We start from the raw sequence: 17,196 nt of genomic DNA, 5'->3' as shown, positions 1-17,196 counted from the left end.
CGAGCGGTACCGGGTTTCCATTGCAAGCGAGGTAAGGCGGAATGTGCGGTATCGTGGGCCTCATGGCCAATCAGGCGGTCAACCAGGCGCTGTATGACGCCCTGACAGTCCTCCAGCACCGAGGGCAGGATGCCGCCGGCATGATGACATGGCACGAGGGACGCTTCCTGCTGCGCAAGAGCAACGGCCTGGTGCGTGATGTCTTTCATACCCGGCACATGGCGCGCCTCAAGGGCAATCTGGGGATTGGACACGTACGCTATCCCACTGCCGGCTCCTCGAGCGAGGCCGAATCGCAGCCGTTCTACGTCAATTCCCCCTACGGTATCTCGCTGGCGCATAACGGCAACCTGACCAACTCCGACCAGCTCAAGCAGGAGTTGTTCTCCACTGATCTGCGGCACATCAATACCAGTTCGGATTCCGAGGTGCTGCTCAATGTCTTCGCTCACGAGTTGGGCAAGCAGGGCCACCACCTCAATCCTGAGGACATTTTCGATGCCGTGCGCCGCGTGCATCGCCGCTGTCGTGGCGGTTATGCCGCGGTGGCAATCATCAACGGCTTCGGCATGGTGGCTTTCCGCGACCCCAACGGTATCCGGCCGGTGGTCTTCGGTTCGCGCAACGAGGGCGGCAAGCAAGACGTGATGATCGCTTCCGAGTCGGTGGCACTGGATGTCGGCGGCTTCGAGTTCCATCGCGACCTGGCGCCGGGCGAGGCGGTGTTCGTCGACATGGACGGCAACATCCACACCCAGCAGTGCGCCGATCGGCCGGTGCTGGCACCGTGCATCTTCGAGCATGTCTACCTGGCACGTCCGGACTCGATTCTCGATGGGGCCTATGTCTACGGCACGCGCATGGAAATGGGCCGCAAGCTCGGCGATCGCATCAAGAGCGAATGGCCCGAGCACGACATCGACGTGGTGATCCCGATTCCCGACACGTCGCGCACCTCGGCACTGGAACTGGCCCAGCACCTGGGCGTGACCTATCGCGAGGGCTTCATGAAGAACCGCTACATCGGGCGGACCTTCATCATGCCCGGCCAGACTCAGCGCAAGAAGTCGGTGCGCCAGAAGCTCAACGCCATCGATATCGAGTTCCAGGGCAAGAACGTGCTGCTGGTCGATGACTCCATCGTGCGCGGTACCACCTGCAAGCAGATCATCCAGATGGCCCGCGAGGCTGGTGCCAACAAGGTCTATTTCGCTTCGGCGGCACCGCCGGTACGCTATCCCAACGTCTATGGCATCGACATGCCCGCCGCGAACGAGTTGATCGCCCATGGCCGCAGCGAGGCGGAGGTCGGCGAGCTGATCGGCGCCGATCGTATCTTCTACCAGGATCTCGAGGATCTGAAGGCTGCCTGCCATGCCGTCAATCCGGCTCTAGAGCAGTTCGACTGCTCGGTGTTCGATGGTCGCTACATCACCGGCGATATCGATGAATCCTATCTGGCGGATCTCGAAGCCTCGCGCAACGATGCCGCCAAATTGCAGAATGTCGGTGATCATGCCTTGGTCGGCATGCACAATCAGGATGACGATCTCGACTGAGCGGGGGCAGCCATGAACGACGATTCCAAACAACACGAGCACGATCGGGACGATCCCGCCCGAGACTGGGCGCTGGCGACCCAGTCCATTCGTGCCGGCCATGCTCGGACCCACGAGCAGGAGCATGGCGAGCCGATCTTCCCGACCTCGAGCTTCGTCTATGGCAGTGCGGCTGAAGCCGCACGCAAGTTCAGCGGCGAGGAGCCAGGCAATATCTACTCGCGCTTCACCAACCCCACGGTGCGCAATTTCGAAAAGCGTCTGGCGGTGATGGAAGGCGGCGAGCGCTGCGTGGCGACCAGTTCCGGCATGGCGGCGATCCTATCCACGGCCTTGGCGCTGCTCGCGGCCGGCGACGAGATCGTGGCTTCGCGCTCGCTATTCGGCTCCACAGTGAGCCTGTTCGACAAGTACCTGGGTAAGTTCGGGATCACGACCCGCTATGTGGAACTGTCGAACCTGGAGGCCTGGGAAGCGGCGATCACTCCGCGAACCCGCTTGCTGTTCGCCGAAACGCCATCCAACCCGCTCTCCGAAGTGGTGGACATTGCCGCCCTGGCTGAGATCGCCCATCGCCATGGTGCCTGGTTGGCCATCGACAACTGTTTCTTGACACCGGCGTTGCAGCGTCCTTTGGATCTTGGTGCCGACTTGGTGATCCACTCGGCCACCAAGTACCTGGATGGGCAGGGACGTGCCGTTGGGGGTGCCGTGGTCGGGCCCGACAAGGAACTCGAGGAACTGTTTGGCGTGGTGCGCACCTGCGGTCCCTGCATGAGCCCCTTCAATGCCTGGATTTTCCTCAAGGGACTAGAGACATTGAACCTGCGTATGCGGGCCCATTGCGCCAATGCCATGGCCATGGCCGAGTGGCTGGAAGCGCACCCGGCGGTGACTCGTGTGCACTACAGTGGCCTGAAAAGTCACCCTCAGCATGACTTGGCCAGCCGACAGCAGCAGGCCTATGGCGCGGTGCTCGGCTTCGAGGTCGAAGGTGGACGCGAGGTAGCCTGGTCGGTGATCGATGCCACGCGGATCATGTCGATCACCGGCAATCTGGGTGACGTCAAGACCACCATCACCCATCCGGGTACCACCACCCATGGACGCCTCACCGAAGAGCAGAAAGTCTCGGCGGGCATTGCCGAAGGCTTGGTTCGGGTGGCCGTGGGGCTCGAGGATCTCGACGACCTCAAGGGCGACCTTGCGCGTGGGCTTGATGCGTTACGCTGAATATTTCCTCGTCATCGTTATACGACGCCCCGTAACCGGGGCGTCGTGCGTTAGGAGGCGGGATTCGTCGGCGACCCCTTGAACCTTTGACTGGTGCCGTCATTTATTCAGGGGTGGGGTAGTTCACATATCCCTTTTCAAGGAGCGTGACGATGAAGATTCTGATGGTCCTGACCTCTCACGATGAGATGGGCGATACCGGCCACAAGACCGGTTTCTGGCTCGAGGAGTTCGCGGCACCCTACTATGTGTTCCAGGATGCTGGTGCGGAGGTCACTCTGGCATCGCCCAAGGGCGGACAGCCGCCGGTGGATCCCAACTCCACCCAGCCAGACGCCATGACCGACGACACTCGTCGCTTCGAGGCCGACGAGCAAGCCAAAGCACAACTCGCCAATACCGTCAGGCTCGGTGATGTCGATGCCGACGATTTCGACGCCGTCTTCTATCCGGGCGGACATGGGCCCTTGTGGGACCTGACCGACAATGCCGACTCCCTGCGCCTGATCGAGGCGTTCATCGCCAACGACAAACCTGTCGCTGCCGTCTGTCATGCGCCGACGGTATTGCTCAATGCGCGTGACGAGACAGGAGCCCCATTGGTCAGGGGGCGTGAAGTTACCGGCTTCTCCAACAGCGAGGAAGCTGCGGTGGGGCTGACCGACGTGGTGCCGCACCTGCTCGAGGATGCCTTGAAGTCCAAGGGCGCCCACTACGTGCGCAGCGAGCATGACTTTGCGCCATTCCAGGTACGCGACGGGTTGCTGGTGACCGGGCAGAACCCGGCGTCGAGCGCACCGGCAGCGAAGCTGCTGCTCAAGGTGCTGGAGACGCTGTGACCTGCCGATAGAGAATATGGCCAGGCCCCAGGAAACACTGAATAAATGCCTGCGCGGCTCAATCGCTGCGTTGCGCGGTGCCGAAGCGTCGGACCGGCGGATCCTCACATATAACCCCATATGCTCCGGTTCCTGTGCTCCGTGCGCCTTGCGCTTGAGTCTGCTCGTCGGTTTATTCAGCGCTTCCCCAAGTCTGGCCATTGTTTCTCTAATGTGAATGATCCTTTCACCATTTTTTGGCTGTGTCGCCACCAGGGAATGCGTATCCTCGCGGGTACGCAATGCACAGGGATAAGGAATATGTGGCGTAATTCTCGACATGGCTGGGGCTTGGTCAGCATCGTGCTGCATTGGCTGAGCGCGCTTGCAGTCGTTGGCCTGTTCCTCCTGGGCTGGTGGATGACCGGCCTTGGTTACTATGACAGTTGGTACAACCTGGCACCCTGGTGGCATCGCTCACTGGGCATGGTGCTGTTGGCGGCGACGCTGCTGCGCATAGTTTGGCGTGGCTTGCATCCGACGCCCCGCGCTCAAGGAAGTGTCATGGAGCGCCTTGCCGCCCACCTGGGCCATATCGGGCTCTATGTATTGATGCTGGTGGTGCTGGTCAGTGGTTACTTGATTTCCACCGCCGACGGCCGCGGCATCAGTGTCTTTGACTGGTTCGAGGTGCCTGCCCTGATTCATGGTTTGCCCAACCAGGCAACCGTGGCCGGAACCGTGCACTGGTACAGTGCACTGGCATTGATGATTCTCGCCGCCGGTCACAGCGTGGCGGCTCTCAAGCATCATTGGCTCGATCGCCACGACACCTTGCTGCGCATGGTGTCACCCCGTTTCAGTCGCCGCTAAGAGGGTGTTTACAAAAGTGACGAGCGACGGCCAGACAAGGCGAAATCAGCCGAAAAAGCGGAGTTTACGAGTTTGTAAATGAGCATTTTGATCGGACTCGCGCACGAGGCTGATTTCAACACAGCATGGCCGAGCGCAGTAGTTTGTAATCACCCTCTAAGGAAGTGGTGGCATTCACCTGAAGGTTCAAATCGCAAGGAGACGCTCGTATGTTGAAAAAGACCACAATCGCCGCGCTGACGGCCGCCGCTCTGGTTCCCATGGCGCAGGCCCAGGCCGCCGACTACGTGATCGATACCGAGAATGGCCAACACGCCTTCATTCAGTTCAAGATCAGTCATCTGGGTTTTTCCTATATTCTCGGTACCTTCCGCGACTTCAGCGGTGAATTCAGCTATGACCCGGAAGATCTAGAGGCCTCCAACGTCAACGTCGAGGTCGATGTGGCCAGCCTCGATACCAATCATGCCGAGCGTGATAAACATATCCTGAGCGATGATTTTCTGGATGCCAGCCAGTATCCCACCGCTACATTCGTTTCCAGCGGCTTCGAGCCCAGCGGTGACGGAGAAGGCGTATTGACCGGCGAACTGACCCTGCACGGTGAAACTCGCGAGATCGAGATGCCGGTGACTTTGGTGGGGGCAGGGGATGACCCCTGGGGTAACTATCGTGCCGGTTTCGAAGGCAGCACCTCCCTGGCGTTGGGTGATTTCGGTATCGACATGAGCGATTTCCCCGAGGTCATGCATGAGGTGGAGTTGTATGTGACCTTTGAGGGCATCCGCCAGTAGAAAGCGCTTCCAGAGTGGCATCTTGATATGTGCCAGGCGCTCTCGAGGGGGAGTCCCCCCGAGAGCGTTTTTTATTGGCATGCCTGGGGTGTTCACATGAGGTCAGAACACCGGGTTGAGTACGGCGTCGGGGAAGTGACGACGCAGCATGCGGTTCTGGAAGCCGTCCACGAAGCAACTGTTGATGATGATGATGAAGCGTTCGAAGGGCTTGTCTGGATCTTCCTGACTCATGACGCCCGCCGAGTGAAAGAGCTTGTCATCACGGATGTGCAGGACTTCCCCTGGATTCAATACCCTTTCGTCCAATGTCTGGGCACCGGCCTTGTCGGCGTAGAGATGACTGGTGGCCCCCGTCACGTTCTCCCGGTTGATCACCATGATGCTGAGATACTTGCAGCCATCAGCGTGAATGCCCTGACCCTGCAGGGGATCGTGCTGGCCTTTGCTGCGTACCCCCGTGATCTGCATCAGGATCGGCTCCTTCGGGCCGATCCCCCACAGCTTGGCCCAGGCACGCACGAACGCCTTGACATCGCTGCGTTCGACGAATGCCGGATCCAGCCCCTCATAGTAGCGCAGCTTGTCCGCCATGCTATCGGCGTCGTTGAACATCCCGCCTTGCGCCATGGGACATTCGCCCATGACCTTTACATCGTCGTCATCGGTGAGGTTGAGCCATGACATCCGCTTCCAGCGCAGGTTGACGTAGGGGTCGCGCGGCAGGTCGGTGAGGAAGCCTTGCCAGGCCTCCAGGTCAATGCGCTGGCGGATGTCCGCCAGGCTCCAGTTCTGGCATGCCAGATCGCTATGAACTTGGGGTGACCAGTAGCCGTGATCGATATCGAAGGCGATAGCGGACACATCGTAGCCGTGCTTGAGACTTTCCTGTTTCATGACGATTTCCTCTTGGTTTGATTTCCAGCCGAATGGCTGAAAGTAGCTCCACAGGAGCAACATAGAAAAGAATGAAAACTAACGAAAACAAATGTCAATAAATGTATCTTTTTATTGGTGGGTATAGTGCTGGAAAAGGTCTATGTTGTATGAAGGTGCCATGCCCGTTAGTGGTAGGAATCTGGTTATCGCGATACGGGGCTTGTCATTGGAATGTCCGAGGCCACCGTGGCCTTGCAGCATGAAGCGTCAAGGATGAAGAGGAGGAAGAGGGTAGCCGGGATGAGATGAGTACCGGCAGTTGGGGCTATGAGACACCGATGTGTAGAATTGCCTCACGCAACAATCGTCGAGTGAACAAGAATGCCGGCAGGGAATTCACGAGGGGCACGCATGACCGACAAGCAGCACCAGAGGCGTATAGCCGGGTGGCTTGCCATGTCGTTGACGGTCAGTGCGTTGATGATCTGGTGGCTGATCGACAGCCTACCGTCCTGGACGGCGATTCTGCCGGGCGTCGGGATCTTGTTGTCCGTGTTGGTCACGTGGCGTGTCTGGTTGCAACGTGGCCACGTTGTCAGCCTCCCCGTGGCCAACGAATTGCAGGTTGCCCAGCGTCGCCATAGTGAGAGTGAGCAGCGTTTTCGTGCCTTGCTGGAAAGCCTGCCGAAGGTGGCCGTGCAGGGCTATGACCGTCATCGTCGGGTGATTTACTGGAATGAGGCCAGCACCCGCCTCTATGGTTACCTGCCGGACGAAGCCTTTGGCAGGCTGTTGGAGGACTTGATCATTCCCGATACGATGCGTCAGGGGGTGATTGCGGCTCACTATGCCTGGGTCAAGCAGGGCGTCGAGATTCCCGCCGGCGAACTGGAGCTCAAGCACAAGAGCGGTGCACCGGTGGCCGTATTCTCGCACCACGTGATGCTGGGCGAGCATACAAAAGATCCCCTGATGTTTTGTGTCGACGTCGACCTCTCCGTCCAGAAGCAGGCACGACGCGATCTCGATTTCGTCACTCGCTTCGATAGCCTGACTCACCTGCCCAACCGTCGTACCTTCGAAGCCGAGCTCGAGGAGTTCGTGGACAAGTGTCGGCATCAGAAGGAATGCGTGGCGGTCATCGTCATCGACCTGGACCGCTTTGCCGAGATCAATGATGCCCAGGGCTATGAGCAAGGCGATGCCTTGTTGTCCGAGGTGGCCAAGCGGCTACGTCGTTGCCAGCGGGGTGCCGATCTACTGTCGCGCTTCGGCAGCGATGAATTCGCCATGGCTTTCCCCCATCTACACAGTACTAGCGATGTACTGCGCTTGATCGATAAGGTGGTCGATGCCTTTGCCATTCCCTTCCAACTGGACACGCATGAGCTGCATGTCACGGCGAGCCTGGGGGTCAGTCTGTTTCCCGACAACGGTTCCTGTGCTCGAGACCTTATCCATAACGCTGACGTTGCCAAGAATCGGGCAAAACTTTCGGGGCCCAATCGTTACTGGTTCTTCGAGCAACAGATTCACGATGAACTGGTTCGCCAGCACCAACTGGCCGAACGTCTGCAGTACGCGATGCGCCGAGGCGAGCTAGCGCTTTATTATCAACCCCAGGTGGCAGCCAGGAGCGGGCGCATCGAAAACCTAGAGGCCTTGATACGCTGGTTTCCTTCCGAGGGAGGCGTAGTGTCGCCCAGCGAATTCATTCCAGTGGCTGAGCGTTCCAATCTTATTCACCGTATCGGCGAGTGGGTCGTGCGCGAGGCCTGCCGCCAGCAGGCGCAGTGGAAAGCGGTTGGGCTCGGCGACTATCGCATCGATATCAATCTATCCGGCAAGCAGGTGGCAAACCTCAAGGTGTTCGAAACTCTCGAGACTTGCATGCAAGAGTTTCAGTTGTCCCCTCGGGAGATCGGTATCGAGCTCACCGAGAACGTGCTGATCCAGGCCGATGACCGCGTACTCAACGTGCTGCGGCGGCTGTATCACCGTGGCATGAAGATCGCCATCGATGATTTCGGCACCGGCTACTCGTCCCTGAGTTATCTGAAACTGTTCCCCGTCACGGCATTGAAGATCGACCGCACTTTCGTGCGGGATGCGCCCCATGACCCTAGCGATCGCGCCATCATGGCCGCGACCGTCTTCATCGGCCATCGTCTTGGCCTGGAAGTGGTTGCCGAAGGTGTGGAGAACGAGGAACAGCTCGAGCTGGTGTGCGAAATGGGCTGTGACCTGGTGCAGGGCTATTACCACTTCAAGCCAATGAGTGCCACGGATACCCAGAAGCTGCTGAGCGGACTGGTCACGGTCACCACCGATATTCGGGACAGTTGATGACACTCGCGTACAATTGGGCCTCCTGAGCCCGACGGGAGACACTGTGTCGTTGTCCGTTCCTGCTTCTCGTACGCTGGGTCGCCAGCTATGGTGCCAGACCTGGCCGATGGCCATTGGCATCTTGTCGCTGCTGGGCTTCCAACTCGTCGATAGTGCCTTCATTGCGCGCCTGGGCACGGCGCCACTGGCGGCGCAATCCTTCACCTTTCCCTTGTCCTTTCTGATCATCGGCGTTCAGGTCGGACTGGGCATCGCCATCGCCGCTCTGATCTCGCGAACCCTGGGGGGCGGTGATCCGGCTCGGGCCCGACGTCTGGGCAGCCTGGTGCTGTTGACTGGAACTATCCTCATCGGGGGATTGGCCACGGGCCTGTGGGTGGCGCACCGACCGATTTTCCTGCGTCTAGGCGCCGACGAAGGCACCCTGACTCTGATCGGTGGTTATTGGGGGCCGCAGTTGCTGGCGGCGTGGCTGGGGGCAGTGCTCTATTTCGGCTATAGCCTGTTCCGCGCGCATGGCGATACGCGACTACCGGGAAAGCTGATGGTCTTGACCAGTCTGGTCAACCTGCTATTGGACCCGCTGCTGATCTTCGGTATTGGTCCTTGGCAAGGGTTGGGGTTGCCTGGCGCCGCCTGGGCTACGGTGTCGGCTTTTCTCACTGGTTTGACGATATTGAGCTCCCGCTTGAGAGCCACCGATTGGTTGGCGCGACATGGCTTGGTCGCAGAGGCTAGGCGTTCGGCACTATCCTTCGCCGGTATCGCTGGGCCGGCGATGATCGGCCAGTTGATGCCACCGTTGGCCGCTATGCTGGCTATCAGTGTCGTCGCAACGTTAGGGGAGACGACGGTCGCTGCCTGGGGATTGGCGAGTCGGCTGGAAACCGTTTCCTTGATGGTAGTCCTGGCCTTGACCATGTCGCTGCCGCCTTGGTTGGGGCGTTGTTACGGAGCGGGCGATTGGGCCCAGGTCGAGCGCTTGATGCATTTGGCGTTCAAGGTGGTGGTTATATGGCAGTTGGTGATCGGGGTGATACTGGCCGTTGCTGCGCCTTGGGTAGCGTTGGCGTTGTCGGGGAGTCCGGAAGTACGCAACGATCTGGCGATGTTGATGCGTTTCATGCTGCCGAGTTATGCCTTGCTGGGGATCTGCATGCTGGTGGTGTCAGCCGGCAATGCCTTGGGCTGGCCGTTGGGGGCGATGTTGATGTCCGGGGTGCGGCTGTTCGTCTGTTACCTGCCATGCCTGTGGTTGGGGGCGCAATTGTCCGGAGTGACCGGGCTTGCGGCTGGTGCCGCGGTAGGCAACGCGCTGGCTGGGATCTTGGCCTGGCAGCTCTATCGATGGGGGATACATTCCGCAAGATTCAGGGTGGTGGAATAGTATTTAAAACAGTGTTCTTTAAAAAGTTAATCTGGTTTTCTGCTGAAAATTTGAATTCATAGCCTAGTTTTCTATTAAAATTCAGAATAATTTCATCCTTCTCCTCTTTATACTGCGAGCATCGATTCGCGGCCTCGCGACAACGACCAACAAGAGGGGAAAGGCAATGAAGGTACTGGTTCTCGGTAGTGGGGTGGTGGGTGTCACCAGCGCGTACTATCTGGCGCGGCAGGGGCATGAGGTCACGGTCGTCGACCGTCAGTCCAGCCCGGCCATGGAAACCAGTTATGGCAACGCTGGCCAGGTATCCTTCGGTTTCTCCTCGCCTTGGGCGGCGCCTGGCATTCCCCAGAAGGCGGTCAAGTGGATGTTCCAGGAACATGCACCGCTGAAGATCCAACCCAAGATGGATCCTCCCATGGCGCGCTTCATGATGCAGATGTTCGGCAACTGCACTCCCGAGCGCTATGCCGTCAACAAGGAACGCATGGTGCGTATCGCCGAATACAGCCGCAGCTGCATCAATGCCTTGCGCGAAGAGACCGGCATTCGCTACGAGGACCGCCAGCGCGGCCTGTTGCAGCTATTCCGTTACGACAGCCAAGTGGCGGCGGCGAGCAAGGATATGAAGGTACTCGAGCAATGCGGGGTGCGCCACAAGCTGCTCGATGCCAAGGAAATTCAGGCGGTGGAGCCGGCGTTGGCACGGGTGCCCGGCAAGTTCGTGGGCGGGCTGCATTTGCCCGACGACCAGACCGGCGACTGCTACCTGTTCACCAACCGTCTGGCCGACTACTGCCGTGAGCGGCTGGGTGTGAATTTCCGCTTCGGGATCGAGATCCAACGCCTCGAGCACAGTGGCGGGCGTATCGAGTCGGTGGTGACCAACGCCGACAAGCTGAGTGCCGACGCCTATGTAGTGTGCATGGGCAGCTTCTCCAAGTTCCTGGTCAAGGACCTGGGCATTCGTCTGCCGATCTATCCGGTCAAGGGTTACAGTCTGACTGTGCCGGTGACCGACGACGGAGGGGCACCTCAGTCCACGGTGATGGACGAGACCTTCAAGGTGGCAATCTCGCGCTTCGACAATCGGATCCGGGTGGGCGGCACCGCCGAGCTGGCCTCCTATGACCTGAGCCTGCTGGAGAAGCGTCGTGCTACCATCAGCATGGTGGTGCGCGATGTATTCCCGGAAGGCGGCGATGTCGAAAAGGCCGAGTTCTGGACTGGTTTGCGCCCCATGACGCCTGACTCCACGCCGATCATTGGCGCAACTCGGTATGACAACCTGTGGCTCAATACCGGCCATGGCACACTGGGCTGGACCATGAGCTGCGGCAGTGGTCATCTGCTTGCCGATCTGATGGCGGGGCGTCGGCCGGAGATCGACCCCAACGGTCTGGATGTCACGCGCTACGACGCTGCCTGACGATCCTCAGACTTCCCTCATTGACGGCCTTGCCGCTATCCGCGGCAAGGCCGTCTGTTTTTTGCGACACATTAACATGCTGATTTCATTGGCTTTTATTTGTCGCTTTTTACAAGGTCGTCGTTCTGCAACAGATTTTTCCGTTCCGTATTCGCCGTCCGCACCGATAAGAAACGCTGTTCTTAAATAACCTTTTGTTTTTGCTGTGATTTTTTTGTCCTTGGCATGCTGTTCGCAATGGCAGGTGTAGGGCAGTGGCATGATCGCTCTGCCCGATAAGGAACGAAGTTGGCCAATGCGAGGGATGCGCAATCATCAAAGGATGGCGAGATGCTTTAAAGGAGTGAGTATCTGCGGCTCGGGTAGGCCAGGTCGCCAAACCGGCCAGGAGAGGGACGTAGGAGGCTTCGTTTCACCAAGGATGTCGCCGGCCCAGGGATGGGCGCTGGCTGACAGGGCGGCAGGCCCCGATTAGCCATCATTCGGAATGCACTATTGCCCGTGTGAGGATCGCGCGGGATCCACGGAGGATCTATGAACCTGAAGACACTTGCCTTGGGAATCGCCATCGCGGGGTTGGCATCCGGTGCCATGGTGACCTACTTCCATGAGCGGGAGGCACAGGCCGTAGCGGCCGAAATCGGGAGCGAGGCATCGGCAGCCAGCGATGCCACTGGAGCAATGGCGGCCGGTGGATCGGCGGATGTCGGAACCGCAGCATCCGTGGAGGGCAACACGGCGACTGCGGGACATGACCAGGATGGCCGTGCCTCGGCGGAAGCCTCTGTCGAAGGTGACGTTGAAGCAAGCGGTGGCAGTGACGCCGATGAGCTGATCGACGAAGTGACTGACACTGGTGAGACCGCCGTCGATACCGCAATGGATACCGAAGAGGAAGTGACGAATCGTCTGGAACTCGGAGCCGACGCGGAAGTTTCGGGAGACGCAGAAGGCGCCGTCACCCAGTAGTGGCCTGATCCGACATTACTGCATCAACGAAAACGCCCGGGATCTCTCCCGGGCGTTGGACGTTACGGTCCCTGCATCGCGATCAATCGTTCACCGCGGCGATGGCCTTGGCCACGTAAGGCAGGTTTTCGTTGGCTAGTCCCGCCACGTTGGCGCGGCCCGAACGCACCATGTAGATGCCGAATTCGTCGCGCAGACGGTCCACCTGCTCCGGGGTCAGGCCGGTGTAGGAGAACATGCCGCGCTGTTCGCCGACACAGGCGTATTTCTTGTCCAGACCGTAAGGCGCCAGTGCCTCGACGAAGTCGCGGCGCAAGCCGTTGATCCGGTCACGCATCTCGGTGAGTTCCTCGCGCCACTGCGCCGCCAGCTCGGCGGACTCGAGGATCTCGGTGACGATGGCGGCACCGTGAGCGGGCGGGTTGGAGTAGTTCTCGCGAGCGACGATCGCCATTTGCGAGCGCACGTTCTCCATCTGTTCGTTGTTCCTGGCCACCATGATCATGCAGCCGGTACGCTCCCGATAGAGCCCGAAGTTTTTCGAACAGGAACTGGTGATCAGCATCTCGTCGAGATTCTCGGCCAGCAGACGAACGCCGAAGGCATCCTCCTCAAGGCCATCGCCGAAGCCTTGGTAGGCGAAGTCGACCAAGGGCAACAGTTCACGCTCTTGCACTACTTTCAGCACGTCGTGCCACTGCTCGTGGGACAGGTCGAAACCCGACGGGTTATGGCAGCAGGCGTGCAGCACCACCACGTCGCCCACCGGGATCTGCTTGAGCGCGGCGAGCATGCCGTCGAAATCCAGACGGTTTTCGGCATCGACATAGGGGTATTTGCTGAGCTTGAGGCCGGCAGCCTGGAAGATGCCCAAATGGTTCGGCCAGGTGGGATCACTGACCCAGATGCCCTTGCCGGGCAATTGGCTGTGGATGAAATCCGCTGCCAGGCGCAACGCTCCAGTGCCGCCGGGCGACTGGGTGGCACTGGCGCGACCGGCGGCCAGGATCGGAGAATCCTCGCCCAGCACCATGGGCAGGATCATATTGCCGTAACGTGGATCACCATGCGAGCCGATATAGCTCTTGGTGGTCTCATTCTTCAGCAGCAGCGCCTCGGCCTCCTTGACGGCCCGCATGATCGGCGTGGTGCCTTTGGCATCGCGGTAGACGCCTACCCCCAGGTCGACCTTGTTGGGGTTGGTATCCTTGTTGAAGGCCTCGATAAGCCCGAGGATGGCATCCCCGGGCACCCGCTGAATCTGCTCGAACATTTACGCTGCTACCTCGTCGGTTTTGGCTGCCATGATGAAGTCGTTCTTGTGCAGGCCCTTGATCTTGTGGGACCACCAGGTGACCGTGACCTTGCCCCACTCGGTCAGAAGCCCCGGATGATGGCCAGCTTCCTCGGCGATTTCGCCTACTCTGTTGGTGAAATCGAGGGCTTGCTTGAAGTTGCGGAACTTGAAAGTCCGCTCCAGTTGCATGATGCCATCGTGTTCGACGATCTGCCACTCGGGAATCTGCTTCTTGTACTCTTCGATCTCGGCTTCCGTCACGCGCGGGGCATCCCAGTCGCAAGCTTCGCATTGTTGTTGAGTCAGATCGCTCATAGGGTCTCCTGATTCGTCGTCAGTTGGTGGTAGGGGTATCAATTGCCCTGGCTCAAGCGTTGGCGGCTTGCGGCTCGCTTGGCTTCGGCGGGAACTTGGGCGGATACAAGCCCAGTGCCATGGCCTGGTGCGCCAAGGCCATGAGATCCTGCCTAGAAAGGTCGTGCAGGGTATGCAGGCCGTCAAGCACGTAGTAGAGCGGTTGCAGGATGTCGATGCGGTAGGGCGTGCGCATCGCATCGAGTGGATCGAATGGGTAATGCTCGGGGACGTCGGATAGTGCGTACAATGTCTCCTTGGGCGAGGAGATGATGCCGCCGCCATAGATTCTCCGGCCTTGAGGCGTATCCACCAGGCCGAACTCCACGGTCATCCAGTACAGCCTGGCCAGGTAGACGCGTTCCTGCTTGCTGGCCGCCAGCCCGAGCTTGCCGTAGGTGGCGGTGAATTCGGCGAAGTCGGGGTTGGCGAGCATCGGACAATGGCCGAAAAGCTCATGGAAGATGTCCGGCTCTTGAAGGTAGTCGAGTTCTTCGGGGGTGCGAATGAAGGTTGCTACCGGGAAGCGTCGACTGGCCAGCAATTCGAAGAAGGTATCGAAGGGGATCAGCGCCGGCACCTGGGCGGTCTGCCAGCCGGTGGTCTCGAGGAGCACCCGATCCACCTCGGCGAGTTGAGGGATATGGTCGATAGGTAGGGCCAAGCGTTCCATCCCATCGAGGTATTCCTGACATACTCGCCCTTCGATGATCGCCATCTGGCGCTCCATCAGCGCCTTCCAGGTGGCATGCTCCTGATCGCTGTAGGCGATGTGACCGTTGGCATCCGGCATCCGGGCCTGGTATTTGGTCGACTTTTTCATCGCGAGCCTCCCAGGATGTTGTGATATGAAAGGGAATGTTCTCCAGCATAGAGGGAGCTGGCGTTGGGGGAAGTGATCTCGTGGTTCCGAGGCATGCCAAGAGAAGTCGTAAGTGTAAGGATTTTCTTACAGAAAGGAGATCATCAAAGGAAATGAAGGCGAACGAGTTGAACTCCCGAGATTGAGTGAGCATGCCTGTCACGCTATGTTGACAGTTGAGTCACGTCCCCTTGACGAAAAAGATCACTTCATGCGCCTCAAGTTCCATTGTCAGAATCGAATCGGCATCCTGCGCGACATCGTTTCCCACTTCGCTGACTATGGCGTCAACGTCGCGCGTGGCGAGGTTGGTGGGGATCACGGTAATACCATCTATCTGCACTTGCCGCACCTGCTCAATGCGCAACTGGCAACTCTCAAGCCAACCCTGGAAACCATCCCCGGCGTGTTCAGCGTCAAGCGCGTCAGTCTGATGCCCAGCGAGCGGCGCCATCTGGAACTCGATGCCTTGCTGTCATCGCTGTCGGATCCGGTGATGTCGATCGATATGGAAGGGCATATCGTGGCCGCCAACCGTGTGGCCGGACAGATGCTTGGCGTGCGTGTGGATGAGGTGCCGGGATTGTCGCTCGACCGTTACCTGCCCGATCTTGACCTGCCCGAGTTGATACGCCGCAACAATGCCAGGGTCAACGGTTTGCGCCTGAAGTTGGGGGAAGCTACCTATCTGGCCGATATCGCCCCCTTGCACAGCGAGAACGACGACGATGTGGCCTCGTTGGCGGGAGCGGTGGTCACCCTGCACCGTGCTGACCGCATCGGTGAGCGTATCTATCATGTGCAGCGTCAGGAATTGCGGGGCTTCGAGGCGATCTTCCAGTCGAGCCCACGACTGGCCGCCTTGATCCGCGAGGCAAGGCGCATGGCGCCGCTGGACGCGCCGCTGTTGATCGAGGGCGAAACCGGTACTGGTAAGGAGTTGCTGGCCCGTGCCTGCCATTTGGCCAGTCCTCGAGGGCAGGCGCCGTTCATGGCGCTCAACTGTGCGGGGCTGCCGGAGTCAATGGCCGAAACCGAGCTGTTCGGCTATGCCCCCGGTGCCTTCGAGGGCGCCCGCCCGGAAGGCAAGCTGGGGTTGCTGGAGCTTACCGCCGGCGGCACCATCTTCCTCGACGAGGTTGGAGAGATGAGCCCCCGTCTCCAGGTCAAACTATTGCGCTTCTTGCAGGATGGTGGCTTCCGGCGTGTGGGTAGCGACGAAGAAACCTTCCTGGATGTGCGGGTGATCTGTGCTACCCAGCAGGATCTTCCGGCGCTGTGCACCGCCGGGCGGTTCCGCCAGGATCTCTATCATCGCCTGAACGTGCTCTCGGTACAGGTACCACCGCTGCGCGACTGTCTCGATGGCATCGAGGAACTGGCCAACCATTTCATCGATCGTGCTTCACGTCAGATCGGCTGCCCTTTGCCCAGGCTCTCTCCCGCGGCACTGGCGCGACTGTCCTCCTATCACTGGCCCGGCAATGTGCGTCAACTCGAGAATGTGTTGTTCCAGGCGGTGTCGCTGTGCGAAGGAACGACGATCGAACCCTCGCACCTGCGCCTGCCCGATGTGGGGCCGACACCGGGCCTGTCCGGTATCGATCTGGACGGCAGTTTGGCCGACATTCTCGGCGAGGTGGAAAAGCGTGTGCTGACAGCGCTTTATCCCCAATATCCCTCCAGCCGCCTGTTGGCCAGGCGGCTGGGTGTATCGCACACCACCATCGCCAATAAGCTCAAGCGCCATGGGATAGGCGAGGAGGCATCCTGATATGCCGGTGAGACATCGCATACCGCTATGGCTCAAGCTGGCGTTTACCGCTTGGATTCTCGGCTGGGCGCCGACCTACGTGGTGCTGCTCGGCCACCAGAACTTCTTCTGGCTGTGTAACCTGGCCAACTTCCTGATTCTGGTGGGGTTGTGGACCGAGAGCCGGCGATTGCTGTCGATGCAATTGCTGTCGGTATTGCTGGTGGGCCTGTTATGGGCGGTGGACGTAGGAACTGCATGGTTGACCGGTGTGCATCCCATCGGCGGCACCGAATACATGTTCGATCCAGAGCACCCTCCGGTGACACGGGCACTGTCGCTCTATCATCTGATCCTGCCACTGGTGGCGGGCTTCGCGGTGTGGCGGCTGGGGTTCGACCGGCGCGCCATCTTGTGGCAGACCGCCCTGACCTGGATTGCGATCCCCCTGACTTATCTCTTCACCGATCCAGAACGCAATATCAACTGGGTGCATGGTCCTTTCGGTCAGCCCCAAGATAGCCTCGACCCGCTGCTCTACCTGATCGGGCTGATGCTGTTGTGGCCGGTGGCCATCTACCTGCCGGTACACCTGTTGGTGTTCGGCCTGCAGCGTTGGCGCCAGATGTCCTAGTATGGA

16 protein-coding genes are annotated in these 17,196 nt (G+C 59.5%); 11 read left to right on the top strand and 5 right to left on the bottom strand.

The window, feature by feature from the left end; translation table 11 throughout:
* The first annotated feature begins 41 nt into the window (after window positions 1-41).
* The 5 genes from purF to IE093_RS10390 all read left to right on the top strand — a co-directional run bounded on the left by purF (window position 42) and on the right by IE093_RS10390 (window position 5,277).
* Window positions 42-1,559, top strand: coding sequence for an amidophosphoribosyltransferase (gene purF, locus IE093_RS10410; RefSeq protein WP_189468860.1), 1,518 nt, complete (start codon window positions 42-44; stop codon window positions 1,557-1,559).
* 12 nt (window positions 1,560-1,571) lie between these two features.
* Window positions 1,572-2,792, top strand: coding sequence for an O-succinylhomoserine sulfhydrylase (locus IE093_RS10405; RefSeq protein ID WP_189468858.1), 1,221 nt, complete (start codon window positions 1,572-1,574; stop codon window positions 2,790-2,792).
* 152 nt (window positions 2,793-2,944) lie between these two features.
* The gene (locus IE093_RS10400; RefSeq protein ID WP_189468857.1) at window positions 2,945-3,631 is read left to right on the top strand and encodes a type 1 glutamine amidotransferase domain-containing protein; all 687 of its coding nucleotides are present in this window, start codon (window positions 2,945-2,947) and stop codon (window positions 3,629-3,631) included.
* A 300-nt stretch (window positions 3,632-3,931) separates the two neighbouring features.
* Window positions 3,932-4,483 carry a cytochrome b gene (locus IE093_RS10395; protein ID WP_189468855.1) on the top strand — a complete coding sequence of 184 codons (552 nt, stop codon included), beginning with the start codon at window positions 3,932-3,934 and terminating at the stop codon, window positions 4,481-4,483.
* A gap of 209 nt (window positions 4,484-4,692) precedes the next feature.
* A complete protein-coding gene (locus IE093_RS10390; RefSeq protein WP_189468853.1) occupies window positions 4,693-5,277 on the top strand; it encodes a YceI family protein in 585 nt (194 codons plus the stop codon).
* Between the two features lie 102 nt (window positions 5,278-5,379).
* On the opposite strand, the gene IE093_RS10385 is transcribed toward IE093_RS10390, so the two are convergent.
* Window positions 5,380-6,174: a 2OG-Fe dioxygenase family protein gene (locus IE093_RS10385; protein ID WP_189468851.1), complete on the bottom strand. Its 795-nt coding sequence runs from the start codon at window positions 6,172-6,174 to the stop codon at window positions 5,380-5,382.
* A gap of 393 nt (window positions 6,175-6,567) precedes the next feature.
* Here IE093_RS10385 and IE093_RS10380 point away from each other — a divergent pair, with 393 nt between their 5' ends.
* The 3 genes from IE093_RS10380 to IE093_RS10370 all read left to right on the top strand — a co-directional run bounded on the left by IE093_RS10380 (window position 6,568) and on the right by IE093_RS10370 (window position 11,321).
* Entirely contained in the window at window positions 6,568-8,502 is a 1,935-nt protein-coding gene (locus IE093_RS10380) for a putative bifunctional diguanylate cyclase/phosphodiesterase (protein ID WP_229803472.1), read from the top strand.
* 109 nt (window positions 8,503-8,611) lie between these two features.
* Window positions 8,612-9,892: an MATE family efflux transporter gene (locus tag IE093_RS10375; protein WP_189469005.1), complete on the top strand. Its 1,281-nt coding sequence runs from the start codon at window positions 8,612-8,614 to the stop codon at window positions 9,890-9,892.
* A gap of 166 nt (window positions 9,893-10,058) precedes the next feature.
* Window positions 10,059-11,321, top strand: a complete 1,263-nt coding sequence (locus tag IE093_RS10370; RefSeq protein ID WP_189468849.1) for a D-amino acid dehydrogenase — start codon at window positions 10,059-10,061, stop codon at window positions 11,319-11,321.
* 6 nt (window positions 11,322-11,327) lie between these two features.
* Here IE093_RS10370 and IE093_RS10365 read toward each other — a convergent pair whose 3' ends face one another.
* Entirely contained in the window at window positions 11,328-11,582 is a 255-nt protein-coding gene (locus IE093_RS10365) for a hypothetical protein (RefSeq protein ID WP_189468847.1), read from the bottom strand.
* 273 nt (window positions 11,583-11,855) lie between these two features.
* Between IE093_RS10365 and IE093_RS10360 the strand changes: the two genes are divergently transcribed.
* Window positions 11,856-12,290, top strand: coding sequence for a hypothetical protein (locus tag IE093_RS10360; protein WP_189468845.1), 435 nt, complete (start codon window positions 11,856-11,858; stop codon window positions 12,288-12,290).
* Window positions 12,291-12,372: 82 nt separating this feature from the next.
* Here the strand turns inward: IE093_RS10360 and IE093_RS10355 are convergent, their stop codons facing one another.
* Genes IE093_RS10355 through phhA form a run of 3 tightly spaced genes read right to left on the bottom strand, consistent with a single transcriptional unit; the run spans window position 12,373 to window position 14,764 of the window.
* Window positions 12,373-13,563, bottom strand: a complete 1,191-nt coding sequence (locus IE093_RS10355) for an amino acid aminotransferase (RefSeq protein ID WP_189468843.1) — start codon at window positions 13,561-13,563, stop codon at window positions 12,373-12,375.
* A complete protein-coding gene (locus IE093_RS10350; protein WP_189468841.1) occupies window positions 13,564-13,902 on the bottom strand; it encodes a 4a-hydroxytetrahydrobiopterin dehydratase in 339 nt (112 codons plus the stop codon).
* A 52-nt stretch (window positions 13,903-13,954) separates the two neighbouring features.
* A complete protein-coding gene (gene phhA / locus IE093_RS10345; RefSeq protein WP_189468839.1) occupies window positions 13,955-14,764 on the bottom strand; it encodes a phenylalanine 4-monooxygenase in 810 nt (269 codons plus the stop codon).
* A gap of 250 nt (window positions 14,765-15,014) precedes the next feature.
* Here phhA and IE093_RS10340 point away from each other — a divergent pair, with 250 nt between their 5' ends.
* On the top strand, window positions 15,015-16,577 hold the full coding sequence (locus IE093_RS10340) for a sigma-54-dependent transcriptional regulator (protein ID WP_189468837.1): 1,563 nt from the start codon (window positions 15,015-15,017) through the stop codon (window positions 16,575-16,577).
* A gap of 1 nt (window position 16,578) precedes the next feature.
* The gene (locus tag IE093_RS10335; RefSeq protein WP_189468835.1) at window positions 16,579-17,190 is read left to right on the top strand and encodes a hypothetical protein; all 612 of its coding nucleotides are present in this window, start codon (window positions 16,579-16,581) and stop codon (window positions 17,188-17,190) included.
* The last annotated feature ends 6 nt before the right edge of the window (window positions 17,191-17,196 follow it).

Origin of the sequence: Litchfieldella qijiaojingensis, assembly GCF_014651875.1 — a bacterium.
In the GTDB taxonomy this organism is placed as follows: domain Bacteria; phylum Pseudomonadota; class Gammaproteobacteria; order Pseudomonadales; family Halomonadaceae; genus Litchfieldella; species Litchfieldella qijiaojingensis.
Note: the sequence above shows the minus strand (reverse complement) of the source record. Positions and strands in the feature narration are given on the sequence as shown.

Excerpts from the sequence above, each read along its gene's own strand:
- purF (WP_189468860.1), top strand. The coding sequence starts at position 42 with ATGTGCGGTATCGTGGGCCTCATGGCCAATCAGGCGGTCAACCAGGCG.
- IE093_RS10405 (WP_189468858.1), top strand. The coding sequence starts at position 1,572 with ATGAACGACGATTCCAAACAACACGAGCACGATCGGGACGATCCCGCC.
- IE093_RS10400 (WP_189468857.1), top strand. The coding sequence starts at position 2,945 with ATGAAGATTCTGATGGTCCTGACCTCTCACGATGAGATGGGCGATACC.
- IE093_RS10395 (WP_189468855.1), top strand. The coding sequence starts at position 3,932 with ATGTGGCGTAATTCTCGACATGGCTGGGGCTTGGTCAGCATCGTGCTG.
- IE093_RS10390 (WP_189468853.1), top strand. The coding sequence starts at position 4,693 with ATGTTGAAAAAGACCACAATCGCCGCGCTGACGGCCGCCGCTCTGGTT.
- IE093_RS10385 (WP_189468851.1), bottom strand. The coding sequence starts at position 6,174 with ATGAAACAGGAAAGTCTCAAGCACGGCTACGATGTGTCCGCTATCGCC.
- IE093_RS10380 (WP_229803472.1), top strand. The coding sequence starts at position 6,568 with ATGACCGACAAGCAGCACCAGAGGCGTATAGCCGGGTGGCTTGCCATG.
- IE093_RS10375 (WP_189469005.1), top strand. The coding sequence starts at position 8,612 with ATGGCCATTGGCATCTTGTCGCTGCTGGGCTTCCAACTCGTCGATAGT.
- IE093_RS10370 (WP_189468849.1), top strand. The coding sequence starts at position 10,059 with ATGAAGGTACTGGTTCTCGGTAGTGGGGTGGTGGGTGTCACCAGCGCG.
- IE093_RS10365 (WP_189468847.1), bottom strand. The coding sequence starts at position 11,582 with ATGCCACTGCCCTACACCTGCCATTGCGAACAGCATGCCAAGGACAAA.
- IE093_RS10360 (WP_189468845.1), top strand. The coding sequence starts at position 11,856 with ATGAACCTGAAGACACTTGCCTTGGGAATCGCCATCGCGGGGTTGGCA.
- IE093_RS10355 (WP_189468843.1), bottom strand. The coding sequence starts at position 13,563 with ATGTTCGAGCAGATTCAGCGGGTGCCCGGGGATGCCATCCTCGGGCTT.
- IE093_RS10350 (WP_189468841.1), bottom strand. The coding sequence starts at position 13,902 with ATGAGCGATCTGACTCAACAACAATGCGAAGCTTGCGACTGGGATGCC.
- phhA (WP_189468839.1), bottom strand. The coding sequence starts at position 14,764 with ATGAAAAAGTCGACCAAATACCAGGCCCGGATGCCGGATGCCAACGGT.
- IE093_RS10340 (WP_189468837.1), top strand. The coding sequence starts at position 15,015 with ATGCGCCTCAAGTTCCATTGTCAGAATCGAATCGGCATCCTGCGCGAC.
- IE093_RS10335 (WP_189468835.1), top strand. The coding sequence starts at position 16,579 with ATGCCGGTGAGACATCGCATACCGCTATGGCTCAAGCTGGCGTTTACC.